Here is a 24,562-nt window from a genome sequence, read left to right as displayed (position 1 = left end):
CTCCACCTATGATTACCGCCGAACCCCACGCCAACCAGGATGTAGATATTCTGCTGGTAGACGATATCCCTGACAATCTGCGGGTGTTGTCCACCATTCTTGAGATCGAAGGCTACCGCTGTCGCAAGGCTATTAGCGGGGCTTTAGCCCTCAACGCTATTGCCATTGCCCCTCCCGATCTCATTTTGCTCGACATCACCATGCCCACTATGGATGGCTTTGCCGTGTGTCGCCACCTCAAAGCCGACCCAGCCACCCAGAACATTCCAGTAATCTTTCTCACGGCTCGCGACGCGGAAGCCGAAAAAGAACAGGCCTTTCAACTGGGGGCAGCGGATTATATCGTCAAGCCTTTTATGGCCTATGAGGTACTGCTGCGGGTCAAGCATCAGCTGGCCCTGCGTCGGCAGCAGCTGATGCTTGAGGCTCAAAATCAGCAGCTCCAGGCCGAAATCAAAGAGCGCCTGCTGGCCGAGGCTGAACTGCGTCGCCAGCGCCAGCGCTCCGAAGAACTGCTGACCAACGTGCTGCCCTTTCAAATTGCTCAGCGCCTGAAGGAACGGGAGCAGGCGATCGCCGATCAGTTCGACGGTGTCACCATTCTATTTGCCGACATTGTGGACTTTAGCACCGTGGCAGCCAAACTCACCCCCTGCGAACTGGTGCAGCTGCTCAACCGCATGTTTTCTCGGTTTGACGAGCTGGCCTCCCTCCACAAGCTCGAAAAAATCAAAACCATTGGCGATGCCTACATGGTGGCAGCGGGGGTACCCACACCGCGCCCTGACCATGCCCAGGCAATCGCCCGCATGGCCCTCGATATGCAGATGACCATCCGCGACTTTTGTCGACCCGATGGTCGGCCCTTTGAGTTACGCATCGGCATCAACTCGGGCAGCGTAGTGGCCGGAGTGATCGGCATTCGCAAGTTTATCTACGACCTCTGGGGCGACACCGTCAACATCGCCAGTTTTATGGAAACCACTGGCGAAGCAGGGAAAATTCAAGTGTCAGAGCTGACCTATTCCCACCTTAAAGACCAGTTCACCTTAGAGCCACGCGGCCCTATCCGCCTCAAGAGTGGCGATAGCATGACTACTTACTGGCTGGTCAAACAAGACCAAGATATCTCCTGCGGTCCCCCGGTGGTCGCGCTAGAGTATCCCACTAGCTCAGCACTCTGCTGCGGTTAGGGCTGCCCAGTTCCACACTCCAAATGCTCTTAACCGCCCAGCGCCGATCTTCGCTATAGAACGGGTATAGCCGAGTGTCTATACCCGTTCTATAGCCCTGAATGCGGAGGCCAGAATGTTCGCCCTAATGTCGTTCACACAAGCCCACGTCATGGCCATGGCGGCAGCGCTAGGCTGATCGCCCATGACCAGCGAACCGATGATTTAACCCTCTACAGTCGCCCCAACTTCCAGCGGTGCCAGAGTGTGTGACACTGTGGTTCCAAGGGCCGCATTGACGAAGCCTAAAAACAGCGGGTGGGGGGCGCTGGGGCGCGACTGAAACTCGGGGTGAAACTGGCTAGCAATAAAGAACGGATGGCTAGGTAGCTCAATAATTTCCACCAGACGACCGTCAGGGGAGGTGCCGCTGACTTGATACCCCGATTCCAGAAATAAGTTGCGGTAGGCGTTGTTAAACTCGTAGCGGTGACGATGGCGTTCGTAGACCACCTCTTCGCCATAGAGACGGCTTGCCAAGGTGTCAGGAGCAAGACGGCAGGGGTATAGCCCCAAACGCATGGTGCCACCCAAATCAACCACGTCCTGTTGCTCAGGCAGTAGGCTAATCACCGGGTTGGAGGCCTCGGGGGAAAATTCCGAGCTGTCGGCACCTTCCAAATGGGCAACGTTGCAGGCCCACTCCACCACTGAGCACTGCATGCCCAAGCACAGCCCTAAAAAGGGAATGCCTCGCTCTCGGGCATACCGAATGGCCTGCACCTTGCCGTCAATACCCCGAGAGCCAAATCCCCCCGGCACCAAAATGCCGTTGACACCGCTCAAATGAGCATCTGGGCCATTGACCTCAATATCTTCAGAGTTGATCCAGCGCACGTTGAGGGCAGCTCGATGGGCGATCGCCGCGTGACGCAGTGCTTCCACCACCGACAGATAAGCATCGTTGAGGCTGACGTACTTGCCGACGATAGCAATATCTACCGGGCGACTGGAGCTGTAGAGCCCTTCTACTAGAGATTCCCACTGACCCAGGTGGGGCTGACGCTGGTCAAGGGCAAGAATCTTGATAGCCTGGTGGGCCAACCCCTCGTGCTCTAGCTTGAGGGGCACTTCGTAGATGCTGCTGGCATCCTGGCAGGTGATCACCGCCTCGGCGGGCACGTCACAGAACTCGGCAATTTTTTCTTTCATCGGCTGGGGCAGAGCGCATTCGCAGCGGCACACCAAAATATCGGGCTGGATGCCGATGGAGCGCAGCTCCTTCACCGAGTGCTGAGTGGGCTTGGTCTTAAGCTCTCCCGCCGAGGCAATCCAAGGTACTAGGGTAACGTGCATATAAAGCACGGCTTGACGGCCCACGTCTTTACGAAACTGGCGAATTGCTTCTAAAAAGGGCAGTGACTCAATGTCACCCACGGTGCCACCGATCTCAGTAATCACCACGTCGGGGTTGGTGTTGCGAGCCACCCGATGAACTCGCTCTTTAATCTCGTTGGTGATGTGGGGAATCACCTGCACCGTGCCCCCCTGGTAGTCGCCCCGCCGCTCGCGGTTGATCACCGCCTGGTAGATCGATCCAGTGGTGACGCTGTTTAGCCTCGACATAGCCGTGTCGGTAAAGCGTTCGTAGTGGCCTAGGTCGAGATCGGTTTCAGCCCCATCTTCAGTAACAAACACTTCCCCATGCTGAAAGGGGCTCATGGTGCCGGGGTCAACATTGATATAGGGATCGAGCTTCAAGATGGAAACGGAATAGTCGCGCGATTTGAGCAACCGCCCCAGGCTGGATGCCACAATGCCTTTGCCGATGCTCGACACCACGCCGCCGGTTACAAATACAAACTTCGTCATAGCAGCTCAACCCAGACCCCAGAAGCGTGAACCCGTTAATTGTGCCACAGGCACCAGGCACCCCGCCCACCTTTAACGCCGGATCGGGAACGTTGTTAAAGGCTAGGGGCACCGTCGCTGCTGTCAGGCTGCACTCGCCGCCGCACTGAGTCACCGTGGGAGGGGAGTCCTTCGGTTTCAGTAAGCACAGCGATCGAATCGGCCACTCCCCGCAGCGCCTCCGGCGAATACTGCATCAGGCTAGAGTGCTTCATGAAAGTTTCAGTGGATAAGGGTGAAGCATATCGGGCGGCCCCAGAAGTAGGCAGGGTATGGTTAGGCCCAGCCAGGTAGTCACCCACCGCTTCTGGGGTCGAGTGCCCTAAAAAGATTGCTCCAGCGTGGCGAATATGCTCCAGCAAATCCCAAGGTTCGGCGACCTCAAGCTGAAGGTGTTCGGGCGCAAAACCATTGGAGAGGTCAGCGGCTAGCTCCAAGCTATCGACAACGACAGCTAGACCATAGTTTGCGATCGCCTTCTCCGTCAGCGTCTGGCGCGGATGATCCATGAGCTGTCGATCTACCTCAGCCGCCACCGCCTCAGCTAAAGTAGCACTGGTAGTAATCAGAATCGCAGCGGCGATCGGGTCATGTTCAGCCTGAGCCAGCAGGTCAGCCGCCACATGGGCTGGGTTGGCGGTATGGTCAGCAATCACCAAGACTTCCGAAGGCCCTGCTAACGAGTCAATACCCACCGTCCCGAACACCAGTTTTTTAGCCAGAGTCACATAGATATTGCCGGGGCCAGTAATCACATCCACCGCCGGGATTGTCTCTGTCCCATAGGCCAGAGCCCCGATCGCCTGAGCTCCTCCAACCCGATAAATCTCTGTGATTCCAGCCTCTTGGGCCGCGACCAACACGGCTGGGTTGACCGTGCCGGTTTTGCTGGGCGGCGTCACCATAACTATTCTGGGCACCCCAGCCACCCGCGCCGGAATAGCGTTCATAATCACGGTGCTTGGGTAGGAAGCGCGCCCACCAGGCACATAAAGTCCAGCTCGGTCAATGGGGGTATAGCGCTTACCGAGTACCACCCCGTTGTCCTCAAACCGCACCCAGCTTTGAGGCACCCGCTGACGATGAAATGACTCTACATTTTTACAAGCTAGACGAATTGCATCCAGTAGACCCTTGCTGACTTGTTGGTAGGCCGTATCCAGCTCCGCTCCCGAAAAGCGCAAACCCTCGGCAGCTAGAGTAACACCGTCAAAATCCGCTGTGTACTGCAACAGCGCTTGGTCTCCCTGGCGACGAACCGCGTGCAAAATTTCTCGAACTGTTGCTTCCTTATGAACGACCTGGTCGTCGTGGGTGCGGGCACAGATGCGTTGCAGCTCTGTTCTTGCCTCAGTTAGCTGATGAGTGATGCGGAGCATTACAGCTAGGAATCCCGATAAGCCAGCAAGGTGGAATTGGCTAGGTTGGCCCTCAAAGGGAGGTAGAGTATCCCTGAAAAGCAGTCAACGCCAGTGTTCTAACATCCTAGTCGATCTAAAGACTAATTTGGCAGAAAACCAAGGCATTCAATTACACCATTAGTGCCGTTAGGTGCTAACATGTTTTATCCAGTCAATATAATCTTGTTAAGCTAGGGCGAACTGTGGCAAACATTAAGTCTGCACTGAAACGAATTGAAGTTGCCGAGCGCAATCGGCTCCATAACCGATCTTATAAATCGGCGGTTAAAACCCTAACCAAAAACTACCTCGCTGCGATCGAGGCTCATCAGGCTGACCCTAGCCCCGACTCCCTCAAACAGGTCGAATCGACTATGGCCGCCGCCTACAGCAAGATCGATAAGGCCGTTAAGCGTGGTGTGCTTCACCCCAACACAGGGGCGCGCAAGAAATCGCGTATAGCGCGAGCACTCAAGGCTCAGGAGGCGGTAGGGGCTGCGTCTTAGGCGCCTTTAGGTTGACCTACGCTGCCTGCCGTTTTTGTCGCTGCATACCCTATGCCTCTGGTTGATACCCACGTACATCTCAACTTTGAAACGTTCGCTGGGGATCTCGACGAACTAACCCAGGCCTGGCGACAGGCCGGGGTTTTGGCTTTGGTACATTCCTGTGTAGAGCCAGGCGATTTTTCGGCAATGCGCTGCATTGCCGATCGCATCCCGGAGCTGTTTTTGGCTGTGGGGCTCCATCCCCTCGATATGGATAAGTGGAGTAGCGCTACGGCAGATCAGATCGCTCAGCTGGCCGCCTCTGACAGTCGAGTCGTCGCCATTGGTGAAACCGGCCTCGACTTTTATAAAGCCAGTGATGAAGCAGTACAGCGCGAAGCCTTCTGGCAACAGTTGACCATTGCCCATCGCCAAGGTCTACCGGTTATTGTTCACTGTCGAGATGCGGCCTTGGCCACTGCCGAAGTGATTCGAGAGTTTCAGCTCACCGTTGGGCCTGTCACTGGTGTGATGCACTGCTGGGCAGGCACGCCAGAAGAAACCCAAACGTTTTTAGATTTGGGTTTCTACATTAGCTTTAGCGGCATCGTGACCTTTAAGAATGCCCATCAGGTTAAAGCTTCGGCCCAGATGGTGCCTAGCGACCGACTGCTAGTCGAAACCGACTGTCCCTTTCTTACCCCTGAGCCTTGCCGCAAGGAGCGCCGCAATCAGCCAGCCTTTGTGTATCATGTGGCGGCTCACCTAGCCAAGCTGCGCCAGGTTGAATTCGAGATTTTAGCCCAGACCACTACTCATAACGCTGTGACGTTGTTTAACCTACCCAAGTCCCTTGTATCTTCCTCCGCTGATGCCGATACATTTCGTCTTCCGACCCCAGCGGGCGGTTAGGCCGTTAGCTTAATCAGGCAAGGCAGTTCGTTCGCTATTGCCTGCTGTTCCAGACGCGTCGTTGATCTTGGCCACCTGCACTTGGCCAACCTGCACTAGGAGACCCATGACTGAAACCACCGTTTACCAAGCTCCCCCTAACTTTGTCCTGCCTGACCTGGTAGAAATTCAGCGGTCTAGTTTTCGCTGGTTCCTAGAAGAAGGGTTGATCGAAGAGCTGGAAAGCTTTTCTCCTATTACCGACTATACCGGCAAACTTGAGCTGCATTTCCTCGGTAAACAGTACAAGCTCAAAAGCCCCAAATACGACGTTGATGAAGCCAAGCGGCGGGATGCCACCTACGCCGTGCAGATGTACGTACCGACCCGGTTAATCAACAAAGAAACCGGGGAAATTAAGGAACAGGAAGTCTTCATCGGCGACCTGCCTTTGATGACCGATCGCGGCACCTTTATCATTAACGGTGCAGAGCGAGTCATCGTTAACCAGATCGTACGTAGCCCTGGGGTCTACTACAAGGCTGAAACCGACAAAAACGGTCGCCGCACCTACAACGCCAATCTGATCCCCAACCGGGGGGCCTGGCTCAAGTTTGAAACCGACAAAAATGACCTGGTTTGGGTTCGCATTGACAAGACCCGCAAGCTATCGGCACAGGTGCTGCTCAAGGCGTTGGGGCTAACCGACAACGAGATCTTCGACTCTCTGCGTCACCCCGACTACTTCCAGAAAACTATTGAGAAAGAGGGCCAGTTCAGCGAAGAAGAGGCTCTGCTAGAGCTTTACCGCAAGCTGCGTCCCGGCGAACCGCCCACCGTGGCGGGCGGTGAGCAGCTGCTACACTCGCGATTCTCTGATCCCAAGCGCTACGACTTGGGTCGGGTGGGTCGTTACAAGCTCAACCGCAAGCTGCGCCTCAACGTGCCTGACGCCACTCGGGTGTTGACTCCCACCGACATCCTGTCGGCGATTGACTACCTGATCAACCTCGAATTTGATATTGGTTCCATCGACGATATCGACCACTTAGGGAACCGCCGGGTGCGTTCCGTGGGTGAGCTGCTGCAAAACCAGGTGCGGGTGGGTCTTAATCGCTTAGAGCGCATCATTCGGGAACGCATGACCGTTTCTGACTCAGACTCGCTCACCCCAGCATCTCTGGTCAACCCTAAGCCTCTGGTGGCTGCTATCAAGGAGTTCTTTGGCTCCAGCCAGCTCTCCCAGTTTATGGATCAAACCAACCCTCTAGCGGAGCTGACCCACAAGCGACGCATTAGCGCCCTCGGCCCTGGTGGTCTTACCCGCGAGCGTGCCGGTTTTGCCGTGCGAGATATCCACCCCTCCCACTACGGACGTATTTGCCCCATTGAGACTCCGGAAGGCCCTAACGCTGGCCTGATAGGCTCTCTAGCTACCCACGCCCGGGTTAATGAATTCGGCTTCATTGAGACCCCCTTCTTCAAGGCTGAGAACGGTCGAGTCTTTAAAGATGTCGAGCCCATTTACATGACCGCCGATGAGGAAGACGATCTGCGGGTTGCTCCTGGTGACATCGCCACCGATGAAAACGGATACATCATTGGCAGCACAATTCCGGTGCGCTATCGCCAAGACTTCACCACCACCGACTCCACCGAGGTGGACTATGTCGCGGTATCGCCCGTACAGATTATCTCTGTAGCTACCTCGCTGATTCCTTTCCTAGAGCACGACGACGCCAACCGAGCGCTGATGGGTTCTAACATGCAGCGCCAGGCGGTGCCTCTGCTTCAGCCTGAGCGCCCCTTAGTAGGTACTGGTCTAGAAGCCCAGGCCGCCCGTGACTCGGGCATGGTGATCATCAGCCGCACCGACGGGGAAATTGTCTACCTGGATGCCGATCTGATTAAGGTTCGCGATCCTGAAGGCAATGTCCACGAGTACGAGCTGCAAAAATACCAGCGTTCTAACCAAGACACCTGTCTGAACCAGCGCCCCATCGTATTCCCTGGGGAAAAAGTTCAGTCGGGTCAGGTGCTCGCCGATGGCTCTGCAACCGAGGGCGGTGAGCTGGCTCTGGGGCAAAACGTTTTGGTCGCCTACATGCCCTGGGAGGGCTATAACTACGAGGACGCTATCCTGCTTAGCGAGCGTCTGGTGTACGACGATGTCTACACCTCCATTCACGTGGAGAAGTTTGAGATCGAAGCGCGCCAGACCAAGCTTGGCCCCGAGGAAATCACCCGGGAAATCCCCAACGTTGGGGAAGATGCCCTGCGTCAGCTTGACGAAACTGGGATCATTCGCATCGGGGCCTGGGTAGAATCGGGCGATATTCTGGTGGGTAAGGTCACGCCTAAGGGCGAGTCTGACCAGCCTCCTGAAGAAAAGCTGCTGCGGGCCATCTTTGGTGAAAAAGCTCGAGATGTGCGCGATAACTCCCTGAGAGTGCCCAACGGAGAGAAAGGCCGAGTCGTCGATGTGCGGGTGTTTACCCGGGAGCAGGGCGATGAGCTACCCCCTGGGGCCAACATGGTAGTGCGGGTCTATGTGGCCCAAAAGCGCAAGATTCAGGTGGGCGACAAGATGGCCGGTCGCCACGGCAATAAGGGAATTATCTCCCGCATTTTGCCCATTGAAGACATGCCCTACCTGCCCGATGGCACTCCCATTGACATTGCCCTCAACCCGCTCGGGGTACCTTCCCGCATGAACGTGGGGCAGGTGTTTGAGTGCCTGCTGGGCTGGGCTGCCGACAACCTTGATTGTCGCTTCAAGGTGATTCCCTTCGACGAGATGTACGGAGAGGAGGCCTCTCGAAACTCTACCCACGGCAAGCTGATGGAGGCCCGAGAAACCAGCGGCAAAGACTGGATCTTCAACCCCGACGACCCCGGCAAAATTGTGCTGCGGGACGGTCGTACCGGTGAAGCTTTTGATAAGGCGATTACCGTCGGTAGAGCCTACATGCTGAAGCTGGTGCACCTGGTCGACGACAAGATCCACGCCCGCTCTACGGGTCCTTACTCTCTGGTGACTCAGCAGCCTCTGGGCGGCAAGGCCCAGCAGGGCGGTCAGCGCTTTGGAGAAATGGAAGTTTGGGCCCTAGAAGCTTTTGGAGCAGCCTACACTCTCCAGGAGTTGCTGACGGTCAAGTCGGACGATATGCAGGGGCGTAATGAGGCGCTAAATGCGATCGTCAAGGGTAAGTCGATTCCTCGGCCGGGTACCCCTGAGTCCTTCAAGGTGCTGATGCGAGAGCTTCAGTCCCTCTGTTTAGACATTGCGGTGCACAAGGTAGAAACGCGGGAAGACGGCACTAGCCGCGATACCGAAGTAGATCTCATGGCCGACGTTAACAGTCGCCGTACCCCTTCTCGCCCCACCTATGAGTCCATCGCCCGGGATGAAGAGCTAGAGGAAGTAGAAGACTAGCCTGTCCCTAATCCGACCCCGGAATTGTATCTGACCCAGTTCCGGAGGTTGGCCTAACCTGCATTGATTAGACCGAGCGCGCTTACAAGGAAAATAACCCAGCATGGCCAAGCTAGAACAACGGTTTGACTACGTCAAAATCGGATTAGCCTCCCCGGAACGCATTCGCCAGTGGGGGGAACGTACCCTGCCCAACGGGCAAATCGTGGGCGAAGTAACCAAGCCTGAAACCATTAACTACCGTACTCTTAAGCCTGAGATGGACGGGCTGTTTTGTGAGCGCATCTTTGGCCCCGCCAAGGACTGGGAATGTCACTGTGGTAAGTACAAGCGTGTGCGCCATCGCGGTATTGTGTGCGAGCGCTGCGGTGTAGAGGTGACTGAATCGCGGGTGCGTCGCCACCGCATGGGCTATATCAAGTTGGCTGCTCCGGTGGCCCACGTGTGGTACCTAAAGGGCATTCCCAGCTACATCGCCATTTTGCTCGACATGCCCCTGCGGGACGTGGAGCAAATTGTCTACTTCAACGCCTACGTGGTGCTGGACGCGGGTAATGCCGAGAATCTCAGCTATAAGCAGCTGCTGACTGAAGATCAGTGGATTGAAATAGAAGACCAGCTCTACGACGAAGAGACTGAGCTAGCTGGGGTAGAGGTCGGCATTGGTGCTGAAGCCCTCCAGAGGTTGCTAGAGGATCTGGAGCTAGAAGCCACGGCGGAAAAGCTGCGGGAAGACATCGCTAACTCTAAGGGCCAGAAGCGGGCCAAGTTGATCAAGCGCCTGCGGGTGATCGACAACTTCATCGCCACCGGTTCTAAGACTGAGTGGATGGTGCTAGACGTGATTCCAGTGATTCCGCCGGATCTACGGCCAATGGTGCAGCTTGATGGCGGCCGTTTTGCGACCTCTGACTTAAACGACCTGTACCGCCGGGTGATCAACCGCAACAACCGACTAGCTCGCCTTCAGGAGATTCTGGCTCCTGAAATTATCGTCCGTAACGAAAAGCGGATGTTGCAAGAGGCAGTGGATGCGCTGATCGACAACGGTCGCCGGGGTCGCACCGTGGTGGGGGCCAACAACCGTCCGCTGAAGTCGCTCTCCGACATTATCGAAGGTAAGCAGGGGCGATTCCGACAGAACTTGTTAGGAAAGCGGGTTGACTACTCTGGCCGTTCTGTGATTGTTGTGGGGCCTAAGCTACAGATTCACCAGTGCGGTCTGCCTCGGGAGATGGCGATCGAGCTGTTCCAGCCTTTTGTCATCCACCGGCTGATTCGCCAGGGGCTGGTCAATAACATCAAGGCGGCGAAGAAGCTGATTCAGCATAATGACCCCAGCGTGTGGGACGTACTGGAAGAGGTGATTGAGAGCCACCCGGTGATGCTAAACCGGGCTCCGACTCTGCACCGTTTAGGGATTCAGGCCTTTGAACCCATCCTGGTTGAAGGGCGAGCGATTCAGCTGCACCCGCTAGTGTGTCCGGCCTTCAACGCTGACTTTGACGGTGACCAGATGGCGGTACACGTGCCGTTGTCCCTTGAGGCGCAGTCGGAGGCACGGCTGCTGATGCTGGCTTCGAATAACGTGCTGTCGCCTGCTACTGGCCAGCCCATTATTACCCCGTCCCAGGATATGGTGCTGGGCTGCTACTACCTGACGGCGGAAAACCCTGACGCCACCAAGGGCGAGGGCCATTACTTCGGCAGCATGGAAGACGCCATTATGGCTTTCGAGCAGGGCTTGGTGGATCTTCACGCTAAGGTCTGGCTACGGTTTGACGGCGAGGTAGAGTCTGACCAGCCCAAAAACACGGCTCCCGAGCGGATGGAATCTGAGGATGGCAGCATCACCGAAATTTACCCCGATCGCCGAGTGCGGGTAGACAGCGAAGGCCAGTTAATCTCCCAGTACATTAAGACGACTGCGGGCCGCATTATCTACAACAAGGCGGTGCTCGACGCGATCGCAGGCTAAGGGGCCACACCACAACACCGACACAGCACGAACATCACTAACACAAGGGCGAAACCTATGGCTGAGCAAGGGGCACCTCAAACCTCTCTGACCTTTCGGAACCGAATTATCGATAAGAAGCAGCTCAAAAAGCTGATTTCCTGGTCGTTTACCCACTACGGCACCGCCCGAACGTCGCAGATGGCTGATCGCATCAAAGAATTGGGCTTTAAGTACGCCACTCGGGCTGGAGTTTCCATTAGCGTGGAAGACCTCCAGGTGCCCGAGCAAAAGAAGGCCATGCTGGCCGCTGCCGAAGAAGACATTCGGATTACCGAAGAGCGGTACACGCGGGGTGAAATCACCGAAGTAGAGCGTCTCACTAAGGTGATCGACACCTGGAACGACACCAGCGAAGAGCTGAAAGACCAGGTGGTGAAGAACTTCAAGGAAAACAACCCCCTCAACTCGGTGTACATGATGGCCTTCTCGGGAGCCCGAGGAAACATCTCCCAGGTACGCCAGCTGGTGGGCATGCGGGGTCTGATGGCAAATCCCCAGGGGGAAATTATTGACCTGCCCATTAAGACCAACTTTCGCGAGGGGCTGACCGTTACTGAGTACGTGATCTCCTCCTACGGTGCCCGGAAGGGTCTGGTAGATACGGCGCTGCGAACCGCTGACTCGGGCTATCTCACCCGCCGTCTGGTAGACGTTTCCCAGGATGTCATCATCCGGGAACACGACTGCGGCACGACCCGCGGCATTCCCCTGCGCAGCATGACCGACGGTGAGCGGATCCTGATTCCTTTAGAGAATCGTCTGCTGGGCCGGGTGGTCGCCGAAGATGTACCGCATCCTAAAACTGGTGAGGTGCTGTTGGAGAAAGACCATCCCGTGTCTCCAGAAACGGCGGAAATGCTGGCTGAGGCTGGGGTTGAAGGCGTAGTGGTGCGATCGCCCCTCACCTGCGAAGCCACTCGCTCCGTGTGCCGCCTCTGCTACGGCTGGAGCCTGGCCCACTCTGAAATGGTTGACCTAGGCGAAGCCGTGGGCATCATTGCGGCCCAGTCCATCGGTGAGCCTGGAACCCAAATGACCATGCGCACCTTCCACACCGGCGGTACCTTTACCGGCGAAGTGGCCCCCCGCATCCGGGCTGGCAAGGACGGCACCGTGAAGCTGCCTAAAAACCTGAAGACCCGCGCCTTCCGCACTCGCTACGGCGAAGATGCGTTGATGATCGAGTCGAACGCTGATGTGGTGATTGAGGGCAGCGGCAAGAATAAGTCTGAATCGTTGCCCCAGGGCACGATTCTGTTTGTCGATGATGGTGAGACCGTCCAAAAGGATCAGCTTTTGGCTGAGCTTCCCTCCGCAGGGCGCACGCGTAAAGTGACCGAGAAGGCCACCAAAGACGTGACCTCTGACCTGGCTGGGGAAGTAAAATTTGCCGGCCTAGTGCAGGAAGAAAAAACCGACCGTCAGGGCAACACAACTCGCTTAGCCCAGCGGGGCGGTCTGCTGTGGGTGCTAGCCGGTGACGTCTACAACCTGCCTCCCAGTGCAGAGCCGGTGGTGCACAACGGCGACTACGTCAACGCCGATGACACCCTAGCCGAAACCAAACTCACCACCGAACGGGGTGGTTTGGTACGTTTGCCCGAAGCCGACGACGAAAAAGGCACTCGCGAGGTTGAGATCATCACCGCCTCCGTCATGCTTGATCAAGCCCATGTACGCAAGGAACAGGGTCAGGGTCGGGAGCACTACTTTATCGAGACCGCCCATGGTCAGCGGTTTTCTCTGATCGCCACACCGGGGGCCAAGGTCACCAGTGGCCAAGTAATTGCCGAACTCGAAGATGATCGCTTCCATACCCAAACGGGCGGCATCGTCAAGTTTGCTGGGGTCGATGTAGCCAAAAAAGGCAAGGGTAAGCAAGGCTACGAAGTCGTTCAGGGCGGTACCCTGCTGTGGATTCCTGAGGAGGCCCACGAGGTCAACAAAGACATTTCTCTGCTGATGGTGGAAGACGGCCAGTACCTGGAAGCAGGCACCGAGGTCGTTAAAGATATCTTCTGCCAAAACAGCGGCGTGGTTGAAGTTACTCAAAAGAACGACATTCTGCGCGAGATCTTAGTCAAACCCGGCGACATTCACATGGTGGATGCCCCCGAGGATGTGATGGATCGCGATGGCACCCTAGTCAATGCTGGGGAAGAGGTGATGCCGGGTCTGGTGGCCGACGCCCTGCGCTACGTCGAGTATGTCGAAACCCCCGATGGCCCCGCCCTGCTGCTGCGCCCGGTGGAAGAATACGTGGTGCCCAACGAGCCCGCCGTACCTAGCCAGGACAGTGCCGCCGACGCCACCGGTTCGATCAAACTGCGCGCCATCCAGCGGATTCCCTTCAAAGATGGGGAGCGGGTGAAGTCAGTGGTTGGAGTTGAGCTGCTGCGCACTCAGCTGGTGCTCGATATTGAAGACGAATCACCCCACGTAGTGGCTGACATTGAGTTGGTACCTGATGACAGCGATGCCGACCTGATGCGGCTGCAAATGGTGGTGCTCGAAACCCAGGTGATTCGCCGTGATGTAGTGGCTGACCAAACCCAAGGCAGCACCGTCACCCGATTGCTGGTGGAAGATGGCCAGCAGATTGAGCCAGGGGCCGTAGTGGCCCGCACGGAGATTCGCTGTAAAGAAGCGGGTGAGGTGCGCGGTATTCGCGAAGGGCAAGAGGCCGTTCGCCGCGTGCTGGTCGTGCGCGAGTCTGACCGCATGAAGGTCGATCTCCAGGGCAAAGAACCGACGGTGAAGGTGGGCGATCTGGTGGTGGCCGATACTGAACTGGCTCCTGGTTTGACCCACGAAGAGTCAGGCCAAGTAACCGCCATTGACGGTGGCCAAATTGCGCTGCGGCTGGCTCGTCCCTACCGGGTATCTACCGGTGCCGTACTGCATATTGAAGACGGTGACCTCGTACAACGGGGTGATAACCTGGTACTCCTGGTGTTTGAGCGAGCTAAAACCGGCGACATCATCCAGGGTCTACCCCGGATTGAGGAACTACTGGAGGCCCGCAAACCCAAGGAGGCCTGTGTGCTGTCTGAGCGCCCCGGCAACGCTCAGGTGGTGTATAGCGATGACGAGACCGTAGAGGTCAAAATCATCGAAGACGATGGCGTGGTGACAGAATACCCGATTAGCCCCGGCCAGAATGTGATTGTCTCGGACAGCCAGCGGGTAAGCACCGCTGAGCACCTCACCGACGGCCCTGCCAATCCCCACCAGATTCTAGAGGTGTTCTTTAAGTACAACCTCAGCCTGGGTATGGGCATCCACGATGCGGCGCTTGGGGCCTTGCAAGAGGTGCAGTCGTTCCTGGTGAACGAGGTGCAGTCAGTGTACCAGTCCCAAGGCATTGAAATTTCCGACAAGCACACCGAGGTCATTGTGCGGCAGATGTCGTCGAAGTGCCGCATCGACGATGGCGGTGATACCACCATGCTGCCCGGTGAGCTGGTGGAAATCTACCAGGTGGAGCAGGTCAACGAGGCCATGGCAATCACAGGCGGTGCTCCGGCGGAATACACGCCGGTGCTGCTAGGGATCACCAAAGCTTCGCTGAACACCGATAGCTTCATCTCCGCTGCTAGCTTCCAGGAAACCACCCGGGTGCTGACAGAAGCGGCGATCGAAGGCAAGTCGGACTGGCTGCGCGGCCTGAAGGAAAACGTCATCATCGGTCGTTTGATTCCGGCAGGGACGGGCTATAACGCCTATGAGGAGTCTCCAGCGCCAGAACTTGACCCAGCCTACGAGTCGGCCATTTTGGACGACGACCTAGTGCTTCAGGACGTGGTGCTAGATGATTTCACCGCCCGCACCTATGACCTTGAGGGCAACCTCAGCATGCTCAATGACGATGAGATGATCGGTGGCATGTCGTTGGACGATGGCGGTACTCGCGCCGCAGGCAACGGCGACTTCGCCGGGCTGGGCAACGGTGCTGAGCTGGATGATGACCTGCTGATCGACGATCAAACCGAAGCTCTCTAGGTAAAGCTTTAGGGCAATCGCTTCAAATTCCCGGCTGAGCTAGCTCAGCCGGGAATTGGTTTTTTGGTGTTACAGCACTGGAGAAGGGGCAACTGAAGGAATTGTGGCCCAGGGAAAAAGCTTGATTGATCGCTGGGAGAGCTAGGTCAGCGCGGTGGTTAAAAGGGCTGTCCATCGCTGCTGTTTTAACGCAGCGTTTCTACTCTGGGGCTTAAACTATTAACAAGAGGGAGGTAGCGCAGGTGGTTGCGGATTGGTTTTGCCAATCTGAGGAAAGTCCGGGCTCCCGAAAGACCAGACCTGCTGGGTAACGCCCAGTGCGGGCAACCGTGAGGAGAGTGCCACAGAAACATACCGCCGATGGCTTCGGGAATTTTTCCAGGAGCACAGGTAAGGGTGCAAGGGTGCGGTAAGAGCGCACCAGCAGCATCGAGAGGTGCTGGCTCGGTAAACCCCGGTCGGGTGCAAGGTCGAGGGGCAAGGTTGGTCTTTTTCCAGCCCCGCTGTTACGTACCGCAAGAGGCGTTTGGCAACAAACGTCCCAGATAGATAACCGCCCCCCTGGCAACAGGGGAACAGAACCCGGCTTATGTCTACCTCCTTCCCTCTATCTTCTCCCTACTGACGATTTGTTGACTGTGACCGATCTCCCCCCATCTCGGCAGCGCCAGCTGGAGCAGTGGGTGCAAAAGTCTGCCCTACCCGCCGCTGACACTCCCAACTGGGTACGCCTCAACCAGGCTTTGACCCACAAGTCGGTAGACGCGGCCGATAACTACGAACAGCTTGAGCTTCTGGGAGATGCGGTGCTGCGATTGGCGGCGACGGAGTGTCTGCAAGAAAATTTTCCCAACGCTTCGGTGGGGGAACTGTCGGCGGTGCGATCGGTGCTGATTAGCGATCGCACCCTTGGCCAGCTGGCCCAAGAACTAGATCTAGCCGCCTATCTCACCGTTGCCCCCGGAATGGCGGTTGGCCCCACTCACCTAGCCGATGCCCTAGAGGCAGTAGTGGCCGCGCTCTATTTAGAAACCCATGCTTTAGGGCCAGTACGCACCTGGCTAGACGACTCTCTACTACGACTGGCGACCATAGTGCGCCAAGACCCAGCCCGACAAAACTACAAGGTAGCCCTACAGGAACTAACCCAGGCTCACAGCAAAACCCTACCTCAGTACCGCACCGTAGAACAGCAGCCGGTGGATGGCGCCCCCCAGCGCTATGCCTCTACCGTTTGGTTTCGGGAAACCTGTTGGGGAAGCGGTCACGGCCCCACCAAAAAACAGGCTGAGCAAGCCGCCGCCGCCACCGCCTACGATCGCCTTCGTCAAACCCTTACCGATGAGTCCTCCCCATCCCCTTAACCTGGCTATTTTCGGGCTGGGCCGCTGGGGCAGCCACCTGTTGCGCAACTTTTTGGCCCTACCCGCAGCGCGAGTGGTTGCGATCGCCGATCCTGACCGGCAGCGGTTAGACGAGTTGCGCGATCGCTTTGCCCTAGGCGACACCGTAACCTGCTACGACGACTGGCTCCAGGCCATGGCCCACCCAGGCCTAGAGGCCGTAGTAATCGCCACCCCGGCCAGCACCCACTACCCTATGATTCAGGCGGCACTAACAGCCGGCCTACACGTGCTGAGCGAAAAGCCCCTCACACTAGACAGCAACCGCAGTGCTGCTCTTTGTCAGCTGGCCGCTACCCAGCAGCGACAGCTGATGGTCGATCACACCTACCTGTTTCACCCAGCGGTGCAGCGAGGCCGCGAGCTGTGCCAGCAAATTGGTGCCCTGCGCTATGGCTATGCCGCCCGCACTAATCTAGGGCCAGTGCGCTCCGATGCTGACGTGTTCTGGGATCTAGCCATCCATGACGTTTCCATTTTAAATTACTGGTTGGGGCAGAGTCCTCTGGCCGTCGCCGCTTGGGGGGCAGTGTGGCTGCAAACTGAAGCAGAGGCCAAGCTGCGAGATGTGGGTTGGCTACGGCTGGTATACGCCAACCCAGTTAGCTACACTCCGCTAGAGGTAATAGTGCATGTGAGCTGGGCCAACCCCGACCGGCAGCGGCGACTGGCTCTGGTGGGCGATCGCGGTACCCTAGTCTTCGACGAAAGCCCCCAGGCTCACCCTCTGACCCTTTATGCTGGGCACTTTCAGTCCCAGGAGCCCCCTTTTGTACCCAGTAGTCCCAGGGTTGAAGCTGTGACGATCGCCCCCCTAGAGCCGCTGCAACAGATGTGCGTTCACTTTCTAGACTGCGTTGCCAACAATACGCCCTCACCGATATCGGCAGGGGCGATGGCCGCTGACCTGGTTAAAATTGTAGAAGCGATCGCGATTGCCGCTGAGACAGGCCAGCAAGTAGATATCTAAATCTAGATTTGAGGATTTAGGTCCTGACTCCTACCCCACTACTATTTCATTCGACTGAAATAGTGGTAGTTTTTTGCGCAGGCTGGGCAAGCTACCCCCACGGGCCGATGCCTGTTTCCATTATATTTTGAGAGATTTGTTTTAGTTGCTTCACAACATCAGCAACTTCATGAACTCAGAATAAGTTTGCTTTGCCAATTTAATTAGGCGGGCTATACCTGAAACAGCTCGTCGCCTTTTTGTCAGGGAAAGGGTTCGAGTTCCTAGCCGTCAGCCGTCAAAACCCCTCACCTACACAAGACCCATGTACTATTCATACTGGCTTACAGCAGCAACCGTTCTAGGCCTTTGCTTTCTTCCAAGTCAAGCTCTAGCCGCCCCCCAAGACTTGGAAACAACACCCCAGACCATGGCTGACGCCCTTGCCGTTGAACAGCGTGACCAAGACAGCCTCAACCGCATAGCTAATGAATTAGATCAGCAAGTAGGTCGCCAGGAAAGCAGTGGTATTACTGGTCTAGCTGAGTCTTTAAATTTACCTATACTCAATAACCTGGTAGACGAATCTGGAGAAGTAAAGCTGCCCCTAGGTCTCACCGTTTACGATGCCATGGGCACAACCTCCGTCGGCTTTGGCTCTAAGTTTTAGTTTGCGCCCAGAGCTGTCTATGACTAAGTCAAGAGTCTGACTTGTTGCCCCAGCCCGGTATACTACCAAAGAAAGAAATTGGAACACCGGGCCTTGGGCGTCGATCTTCGTAGCTACGTTTTTATTGACAATCTCCAGCCCCAGCATGCAGCCTACATGGGTACTGTCTCGCTGGGGTTTTTGCCGTTGCCCGGCGATGCCTCACTGTGGATAGAAATATCTCCCGGCATTGAAATCAACCGCATCCTCGACATCGGGCTCAAAGCCGCCGTGGTGCGTCCTGGGACCCTCATCGTCGAACGTCTCTACGGTCTGCTTGAGATCCACGCTAGCAACCAGGGCGAAGTGCATGCCGCCGGTGGAGCCATGCTCGATGCCCTAGGACTCACCTACCGAGAGCGGCTCAAACCCCGAATTATCTCTAGTCAAGTGATTCGCAACCTTGACCCTCACCATGTTCAGCTAATTAACCGCAGCCGCCGCGGCAACATGATTGTGGCAGGTCAAACTCTCTATGTGTTCGAAGTAGAACCTGCGGCCTATGCTTCTTTAGCCGCCAACGAAGCCGAAAAAGCAGCGCTGATCAACATTCTGCAAATTAGCTCAGTAGGTAGCTTTGGCCGTCTTTACCTAGGTGGTGAAGAACGCGATATTCTAGCTGCCCAGAGAGCCGTTATAGCCGCTTTGGAAGCCGTGCCTGGGCGAGTCCAAAGCAGTAGCCAGCGTCACGAGTAAATTTCTTTGAAGTTGGATGGAGCTAACCAGGTTGAGATAAGCAAAAATCGTTGGTTGCTGTTTGATGTTGACACTCTGAATAGGTCAACATCAAAACGCATCTTTGGTTATTCGCCTAGCAGTTTGTCCCAGCCCAAACCTCTGCATTGCCCGATCGCCCCTTGATTCGTCTCTCTAGCGACATAGGCTCTTGGGAGAAATTGCTCGATCGCGATCGCACCGACCTCGTGCTTCGCTGAGCCGCCGTTGTTAACCAAGTTTTCGCAATCAGGAAAAAGCGAGCAAGTATTGTTCTCACCTATCAGCTCCAACTTTGCGTATATCCTGCATTTCAATGTATAAATTAGCAATTCTACTACTGTTTTCTTGGCTGACCCGCACAGGTGCTGTTAGTTAGCGCGAGGGGAATTGCTATTTTTTTTCTTTTTTGGGGAACGAAATAATTCTATCGGAGGAGGGATAGTTGACTCTTAGGACCGTGTTACAACTCTTCAGGTCTGGTTAAGCTATGTAACGCTGTTAACCAGGCCTTTGTAACACTTGTTAGGACGTAACTTTTCATGACTCCGAACACTCTTCGCATTGCTCTAGGTCTAATACTTTTCGGTGCCGCTCCTGCTGCTATCGCTGCGTTTCCTCAGCAGGCTATCTCTGACACCTACAAGCCTCAAGCCGAGCAACCTGCTGCTATGGAGATGGAGGAACCCACTGACGCTGAGCAGCCCGGCGCTATGGAAGAAGCCACTGATGCTGAACAGTCCGGCGCTATGGAAGGAACCACCGATGCTGAACAGTCTGGCACTATGGAAGAGCCTACCGATGCTGAGCAGCCTACTGCTAGCACCGAGCAATCGATCGCTGAAATTGCCGCTGGTAGCGAAGATTTTGAGATTCTGACCGCTGCGATTGAAGCGGCCGGCCTGACTGAGGCCCTGAACAACAGCGAACTATCTATCACCGTGTTTGCCCCCACCGACGAAGCTTTCGAGGCCCTGCCCGAAGGGACTTTAGAAGAGCTGCTGCTGCCCGAAAACCGCGATCAGCTGGCGGAGTTGCTGACCTACCATGTGGTAGATGGCGAAGTCCGCTCCACAGATTTGACCTCCGGCGAGGTGGATACTCTGACCGGCGCTCCTGTGACCGTGACTGTGGGTGAAGAGTCTGTCACCATCAACGAAGCAAACGTGGTAACAGCTGACATCAAGGCCAGCAATGGCATCATCCACGTCATCGACACAGTGCTGCTACCGATGTAGCTAACCACGAGATAACCTTCTGCACCACGCTTTGAGGTGTGTAAGGTTGCGATAATAGTCAGGTGTTTGCCTCATTGCAGCGCAGAGACTTGACTACAGCAAGCGGTCGTCCTAACGTTGGGGCGATCGCTTGCTGTTGAGGGCAATTATTGAGATTGACAGTAGCTCTAAGCTACAGCAGTGGCCCTTGGAGGGCGATCGCACGCGGATATCAGTTTGTTGAAGTATCATCAGCAGTAAGCACTAGCCTTTTAATCACGGTTGGAGGGGTAGGGCGAAGAGTTCGCGGTGCTGCGTTATTCACAGTGTGAGTGCACCGGGCCTTTAAGGGCATACTTAACCCCAGGGGCATACTTAGTTCTAAAAATGAGTTAATCGCAGTGACTGTCAAAGCATGAAGGATTCAACCCCAGGCGATCAGAAGCAGCTTCTGTTAATTGACGATGACCCAAACCTGATCTTGTTAGTCAAGGACTATCTTGAGTTCCGTGGCTATGAGGTGAAGACGGCGGGCAACGGTCGAGAAGCCTTGGATATGCTGGCAAACACCACCCCAGACATGATCATCTGCGACGTGATGATGCCTGAGATGGATGGCCACGCCTTTGTGCGCCACGTGCGCGAAAATCCCTCCACCGAGTGGATACCGATTTTGTTTCTCTCTGCTAAAGGCCAAAGCCAAGATCGCGTCAAGGGGCTCAACACCGGGGCCGACGTGTACATGGTTAAGCCCTTCGAGCCTGAGGAGCTAGTTGCCCAGGTAGAGTCTTCCCTAAAGCAGGCCTCTCGGCTGATCAAACAGCAAATCAAAGGTGGTAGTAGCCCAGCCATCCAGGTTCCCTTTGATGTAGAGTTGACGCCCACCGAGCTGCGGGTGGTGCAATTTGTGGCACGGGGCATGGCCAACCGCGAGATAGCCAACGAGCTTCAGGTTAGCCAGCGCACCATTGAGAGCCACGTCAGCAATATGCTGGGCAAGACTGGCCTAAACAACCGCACAGAGCTGGCTCGCTGGGCCATTGAGAACAATAAGGCCTAGAAAAGGGTTCAAGGTACAGAGTGTGAGGTTAAAGGAATTGCCTTGTACCTTAGACCATGAACCCTAAACCCTGCTTTGAACCTGGCACAATCAGGGTAGTGACCTAATCGCATGCCCTGATTTATGACAACTGCTCCCCTCAGCTGGTCGGCCCTGGAAGAAATGGCCGATTTTTCTGTTGACTACGTGAATGGCCCTACCAATGCTCAGTCTCGGCTACGCCTGTTTGGCCAACCTGAGTCGGCGGTGCGGGTCACCCTCTATCGCGATAACCACGCTTGGTGCCCCTACTGTCAAAAAGTATGGCTGTGGCTTGAAGAGAAGCAGGTGCCCTACCGCATCGAAAAGGTCACCATGTTTTGCTACGGCGAGAAGGAAGCCTGGTACAAGCGCAAGGTACCTTCGGGAATGCTGCCTGCCCTGGAGTTAGACGGGCGGATGATTACCGAAAGCGATGACATTTTGCTAGCGCTGGAGCAGGCGTTTGGGCCGCTGCAATGGGGGATGAAAGACCCGGCGGTGGTGCCCCTGCGACAGCTAGAGCGCCTGCTGTTTCGGGCCTGGTGCATGTGGCTGTGCCAGCCAGCGCGATCGCCTGCGGCAGACCAGCGCGCTGGCGAACAGTTTGTGGGGGTGGTGCAGCGGGTAGAGCAGGCCTTGGCTGCTACTCCTGGCCCCTTCTTTTTGCCGGAATTTAGCACTGCCGATGTGGTATTTGTGCCCTACGTAGAGCGCATGAATGCCAGCCTTTACTACTACAAGGGCTACTCACTGCGGGAGGAGAATCTTCGTTTCAAGAACTGGTTCGATGGGTTGGAGAGTCGCTCTACCTATTGCGGTACCCAGAGTGACTTTCACACCCACGTGCACGACCTGCCACCACAGATGGGGGGCTGCTACGAGAATGATTTGCCCCAGACCCGGCGCAACCAGGCCCAGGTTGATCTCGGCCCCTGGTTTGGCCTACCCGACGCAGCTTACCCAGAGCCAGAAACCTCCCGTGTTGAGGCTCTAACTCGCGTGGTGAAGCACCGAGACAATATTATCAAGGTGAATCCGGCTGCCAGCGATGCGATTGATCCGGCCCTGCGCTGTGCGTTGACTTATCTTATGACGGGTGAACCCTGCGAGCCTCCGGCAGAGGCTGAGCTGGGGCTGCGATATCTGCGCGATCGCATCAATGTTCCCCGCGATATGTCGATCTACGCTGCCAAGCACCTGCGCGAAGCCTTAGAGGCCACCGCTGCCCTAATTGGGGAGGCTCAGCCCGATCCGCTGCCCGTTCGTCACCGCCGCGACCAAGACCCAGTGAATTTTGCCGCCTAGGTGACGGGCATTAGCTAAGGCACCCGCTTCCTTCTGGGCAACCATCAAGCTCTTGTAGGCAACGCAAAAGGGATCAGGTGACTGACTCCGCCCTAAATGCCGTGGCTTTTGCCGATCACCCAGCTGCGGCGGAAGAAGCGGGCCAGGCTGGTTTCGCTCAGCGTCAGGCAGATGGGTCTGCCGTGGGGGCAGGTACGGGGGTTGCGGGTTTGCTGCCAGTCGTCGAGCAGGGTTTGCAAGGTGACCAGATCGAGCGGGGTGCCGTTGCGGATGGCGGTGCGGCAGGCGATCGCCACCTGAGCCGTGTCTAGATTTCCGCCGAGGCTGAGTTCTAGCAGAGTATCAGGAAGGTCGTCGCGATCGCGCAGGGGGGCTGGGGCAGTTCGCACAGCCCAGCGATTGGGTCCAAATTCTTCAGGGTTCAGACCCAGTCTTTGGAGCTGTTCAAGCTGCTTTTCAGTCAGCCCTTCCAACACGACTGGCATGGTTAATGGCACCAGTTGCCACTGGGCTTGCAGACGTTCGTAGAGGACGCGCTCGTGGGCGATGTGTTGCTCGATCAGGCAAAGCCCGTCGGTCTGTTCGGCCAAAATGTAGCGGTCATGAACTTGGGCGATCGCCCGTAGACTCCCGGGACGCTCGCGATAGGGCAACTCATCGGACAATTCAGCAACGCCATAGGTGCTGCTGGGTTCCGCCGTCTTGAGTAGTTGAATAACGCGCTGCTGACTGGCATCGGCCAGGGTTTCGGCCTGCTGCCCTAAAAGCATGGCCACGTGGCTTTGGCAGAGTGCGGTCCAGTCTTCGAGCCGGTGTAGGTAGAGGGTCGATTTGTCGGGGCGGCGGTTCCAGTCGATGTCGCTGGGCGAAACGGTGAGGTGCACAAACGCCAGGGGGTAGCGGTGGCGAGGCAGGGTATGGCGAAATGCATTCAAAATACCCTGCTCTAGCTCAGGCACCGTTACAACCCGCCCATTAACTGCGACTTTTACCCAATCGGGTCGGGGGCGATGGCAGCGATCGGGCAGGCCAATCAAACCATAGATCCCCGCTTTTAGAGGAAGATTCCCTACAAGATTGTCTTTCCCCTCGGCCCAGGGAGTAGCCTGCCAGCCGTCTTGCAAATCGCTTTCGCTCACGGCTCGCAGCAGTTGAGGAATGAGCCCTTTAGCGGTGGGGCTGGGGGTGAGGGCCAACCAGGGGCGATCGCTCACTTGCACCGCCCAAGTCACCGTTGGATGGGCCAAGGCACAGTGGTGAATAACGCGCTGCACCTGGCTAAGCTGGCGAGCTATCGTGGGCAATCGCCCGCGGCGAGCAGGCCAGGCCCCAAAGAGATCGGTAATCGTCACCACCGTGCCCTGGGCAAGGGCGGCTGGGGCTATCTCTAGGGGTTCCCCTTGGGCGGAGTAAGTGACGCGCCAGCCCGATTCTGCGCCGGGGGGACGACTGCAAATCTCTAGTTGGGCAACCTGGGCCAGGCTGTGCAGGGCTTCGCCTCGAAAACCTAAACTACTTACCTGCCACAGGTCTGCCTGGGTGCGAATCTTGCTAGTGCTGTGGGGGATAGCAGCCTGGTGCAAATTCTCTAGCGCCATGGCAGCGCCGTTGTCGGCCACCTGCACACGGCCCTGGTCGGGCCAGAGGGCGAGGGTGATGTGCGTAGCCTGGGCATCGAGCGCGTTTTCAATCAGCTCGCGGACAACCGCAGCCAGAGAGTCGATTACCTCTCCAGCGGCGATGCTGTGAATGACCTCCCCAGGCAGCAGTTGAATGGGGAGAGGCACTAGATTAGAAACGCTGTTCGCAGGGATGGGGAAGGGGCTCCGAGGCAACTGATTCTATGCTACTGCGCGGGTAGGCA

General features: G+C 56.5%; 14 protein-coding genes, 1 other RNA gene and 1 pseudogene. 13 read left to right on the top strand and 3 right to left on the bottom strand.

Annotated elements, in window-relative coordinates; all coding sequences use genetic code 11:
* Positions 1-8 precede the first annotated feature (8 nt).
* On the top strand, positions 9-1,193 hold the full coding sequence (locus H6F57_RS12465) for an adenylate/guanylate cyclase domain-containing protein (RefSeq protein WP_190628991.1): 1,185 nt from the start codon (positions 9-11) through the stop codon (positions 1,191-1,193).
* Positions 1,194-1,397: 204 nt separating this feature from the next.
* On the opposite strand, the gene H6F57_RS12460 is transcribed toward H6F57_RS12465, so the two are convergent.
* A complete protein-coding gene (locus H6F57_RS12460) occupies positions 1,398-3,044 on the bottom strand; it encodes a CTP synthase (RefSeq protein WP_190628989.1) in 1,647 nt (548 codons plus the stop codon).
* A 95-nt stretch (positions 3,045-3,139) separates the two neighbouring features.
* Positions 3,140-4,462, bottom strand: coding sequence for a histidinol dehydrogenase (gene hisD / locus H6F57_RS12455; protein WP_190628987.1), 1,323 nt, complete (start codon positions 4,460-4,462; stop codon positions 3,140-3,142).
* Positions 4,463-4,686: 224 nt separating this feature from the next.
* Here hisD and rpsT point away from each other — a divergent pair, with 224 nt between their 5' ends.
* The 12 genes and pseudogenes from rpsT (at position 4,687) to H6F57_RS12390 (ending at position 22,698) form a co-directional block, all read left to right on the top strand.
* On the top strand, positions 4,687-4,989 hold the full coding sequence (gene rpsT / locus H6F57_RS12450; protein WP_190628985.1) for a 30S ribosomal protein S20: 303 nt from the start codon (positions 4,687-4,689) through the stop codon (positions 4,987-4,989).
* A 51-nt stretch (positions 4,990-5,040) separates the two neighbouring features.
* Positions 5,041-5,883 carry a TatD family hydrolase gene (locus tag H6F57_RS12445; RefSeq protein WP_190628983.1) on the top strand — a complete coding sequence of 281 codons (843 nt, stop codon included), beginning with the start codon at positions 5,041-5,043 and terminating at the stop codon, positions 5,881-5,883.
* A gap of 106 nt (positions 5,884-5,989) precedes the next feature.
* A complete protein-coding gene (gene rpoB / locus H6F57_RS12440) occupies positions 5,990-9,298 on the top strand; it encodes a DNA-directed RNA polymerase subunit beta (protein ID WP_073607786.1) in 3,309 nt (1,102 codons plus the stop codon).
* Positions 9,299-9,401: 103 nt separating this feature from the next.
* Positions 9,402-15,320 (top strand): annotated as a pseudogene (locus tag H6F57_RS12430) (DNA-directed RNA polymerase subunit beta'); the annotation flags it as partial.
* A 229-nt stretch (positions 15,321-15,549) separates the two neighbouring features.
* An RNA gene (gene rnpB / locus H6F57_RS12425) (RNase P RNA component class A) lies at positions 15,550-15,925 on the top strand.
* A gap of 33 nt (positions 15,926-15,958) precedes the next feature.
* Positions 15,959-16,684 (top strand): ribonuclease III, encoded by a 726-nt coding sequence (rnc, locus tag H6F57_RS12420; protein WP_313933622.1) that lies wholly within the window; start codon positions 15,959-15,961, stop codon positions 16,682-16,684.
* Positions 16,662-17,693: a Gfo/Idh/MocA family oxidoreductase gene (locus tag H6F57_RS12415; protein ID WP_190628975.1), complete on the top strand. Its 1,032-nt coding sequence runs from the start codon at positions 16,662-16,664 to the stop codon at positions 17,691-17,693. Before rnc ends, H6F57_RS12415 begins: the two co-directional genes overlap by 23 nt.
* Positions 17,694-18,102: 409 nt before the next feature.
* Complete coding sequence (locus H6F57_RS12410; protein ID WP_190628972.1) at positions 18,103-18,342, top strand: hypothetical protein; 240 nt, start codon at positions 18,103-18,105, stop codon at positions 18,340-18,342.
* A 93-nt stretch (positions 18,343-18,435) separates the two neighbouring features.
* Positions 18,436-19,077, top strand: coding sequence for a hypothetical protein (locus H6F57_RS12405; protein WP_190628970.1), 642 nt, complete (start codon positions 18,436-18,438; stop codon positions 19,075-19,077).
* 560 nt (positions 19,078-19,637) lie between these two features.
* The gene (locus tag H6F57_RS12400; RefSeq protein ID WP_190628968.1) at positions 19,638-20,333 is read left to right on the top strand and encodes a fasciclin domain-containing protein; all 696 of its coding nucleotides are present in this window, start codon (positions 19,638-19,640) and stop codon (positions 20,331-20,333) included.
* Between the two features lie 394 nt (positions 20,334-20,727).
* On the top strand, positions 20,728-21,372 hold the full coding sequence (locus tag H6F57_RS12395) for a response regulator transcription factor (RefSeq protein ID WP_190628967.1): 645 nt from the start codon (positions 20,728-20,730) through the stop codon (positions 21,370-21,372).
* 123 nt (positions 21,373-21,495) lie between these two features.
* Complete coding sequence (locus tag H6F57_RS12390; protein ID WP_190628965.1) at positions 21,496-22,698, top strand: glutathione S-transferase family protein; 1,203 nt, start codon at positions 21,496-21,498, stop codon at positions 22,696-22,698.
* A 92-nt stretch (positions 22,699-22,790) separates the two neighbouring features.
* Here the strand turns inward: H6F57_RS12390 and mutL are convergent, their stop codons facing one another.
* On the bottom strand, positions 22,791-24,485 hold the full coding sequence (mutL, locus tag H6F57_RS12385) for a DNA mismatch repair endonuclease MutL (RefSeq protein ID WP_190628962.1): 1,695 nt from the start codon (positions 24,483-24,485) through the stop codon (positions 22,791-22,793).
* Positions 24,486-24,562: the final 77 nt, after the last annotated feature.

This window comes from Leptolyngbya sp. FACHB-60, from assembly GCF_014695775.1.
Classification (GTDB): domain Bacteria; phylum Cyanobacteriota; class Cyanobacteriia; order Phormidesmidales; family Phormidesmidaceae; genus Nodosilinea.
Note: the sequence above shows the minus strand (reverse complement) of the source record. Positions and strands in the feature narration are given on the sequence as shown.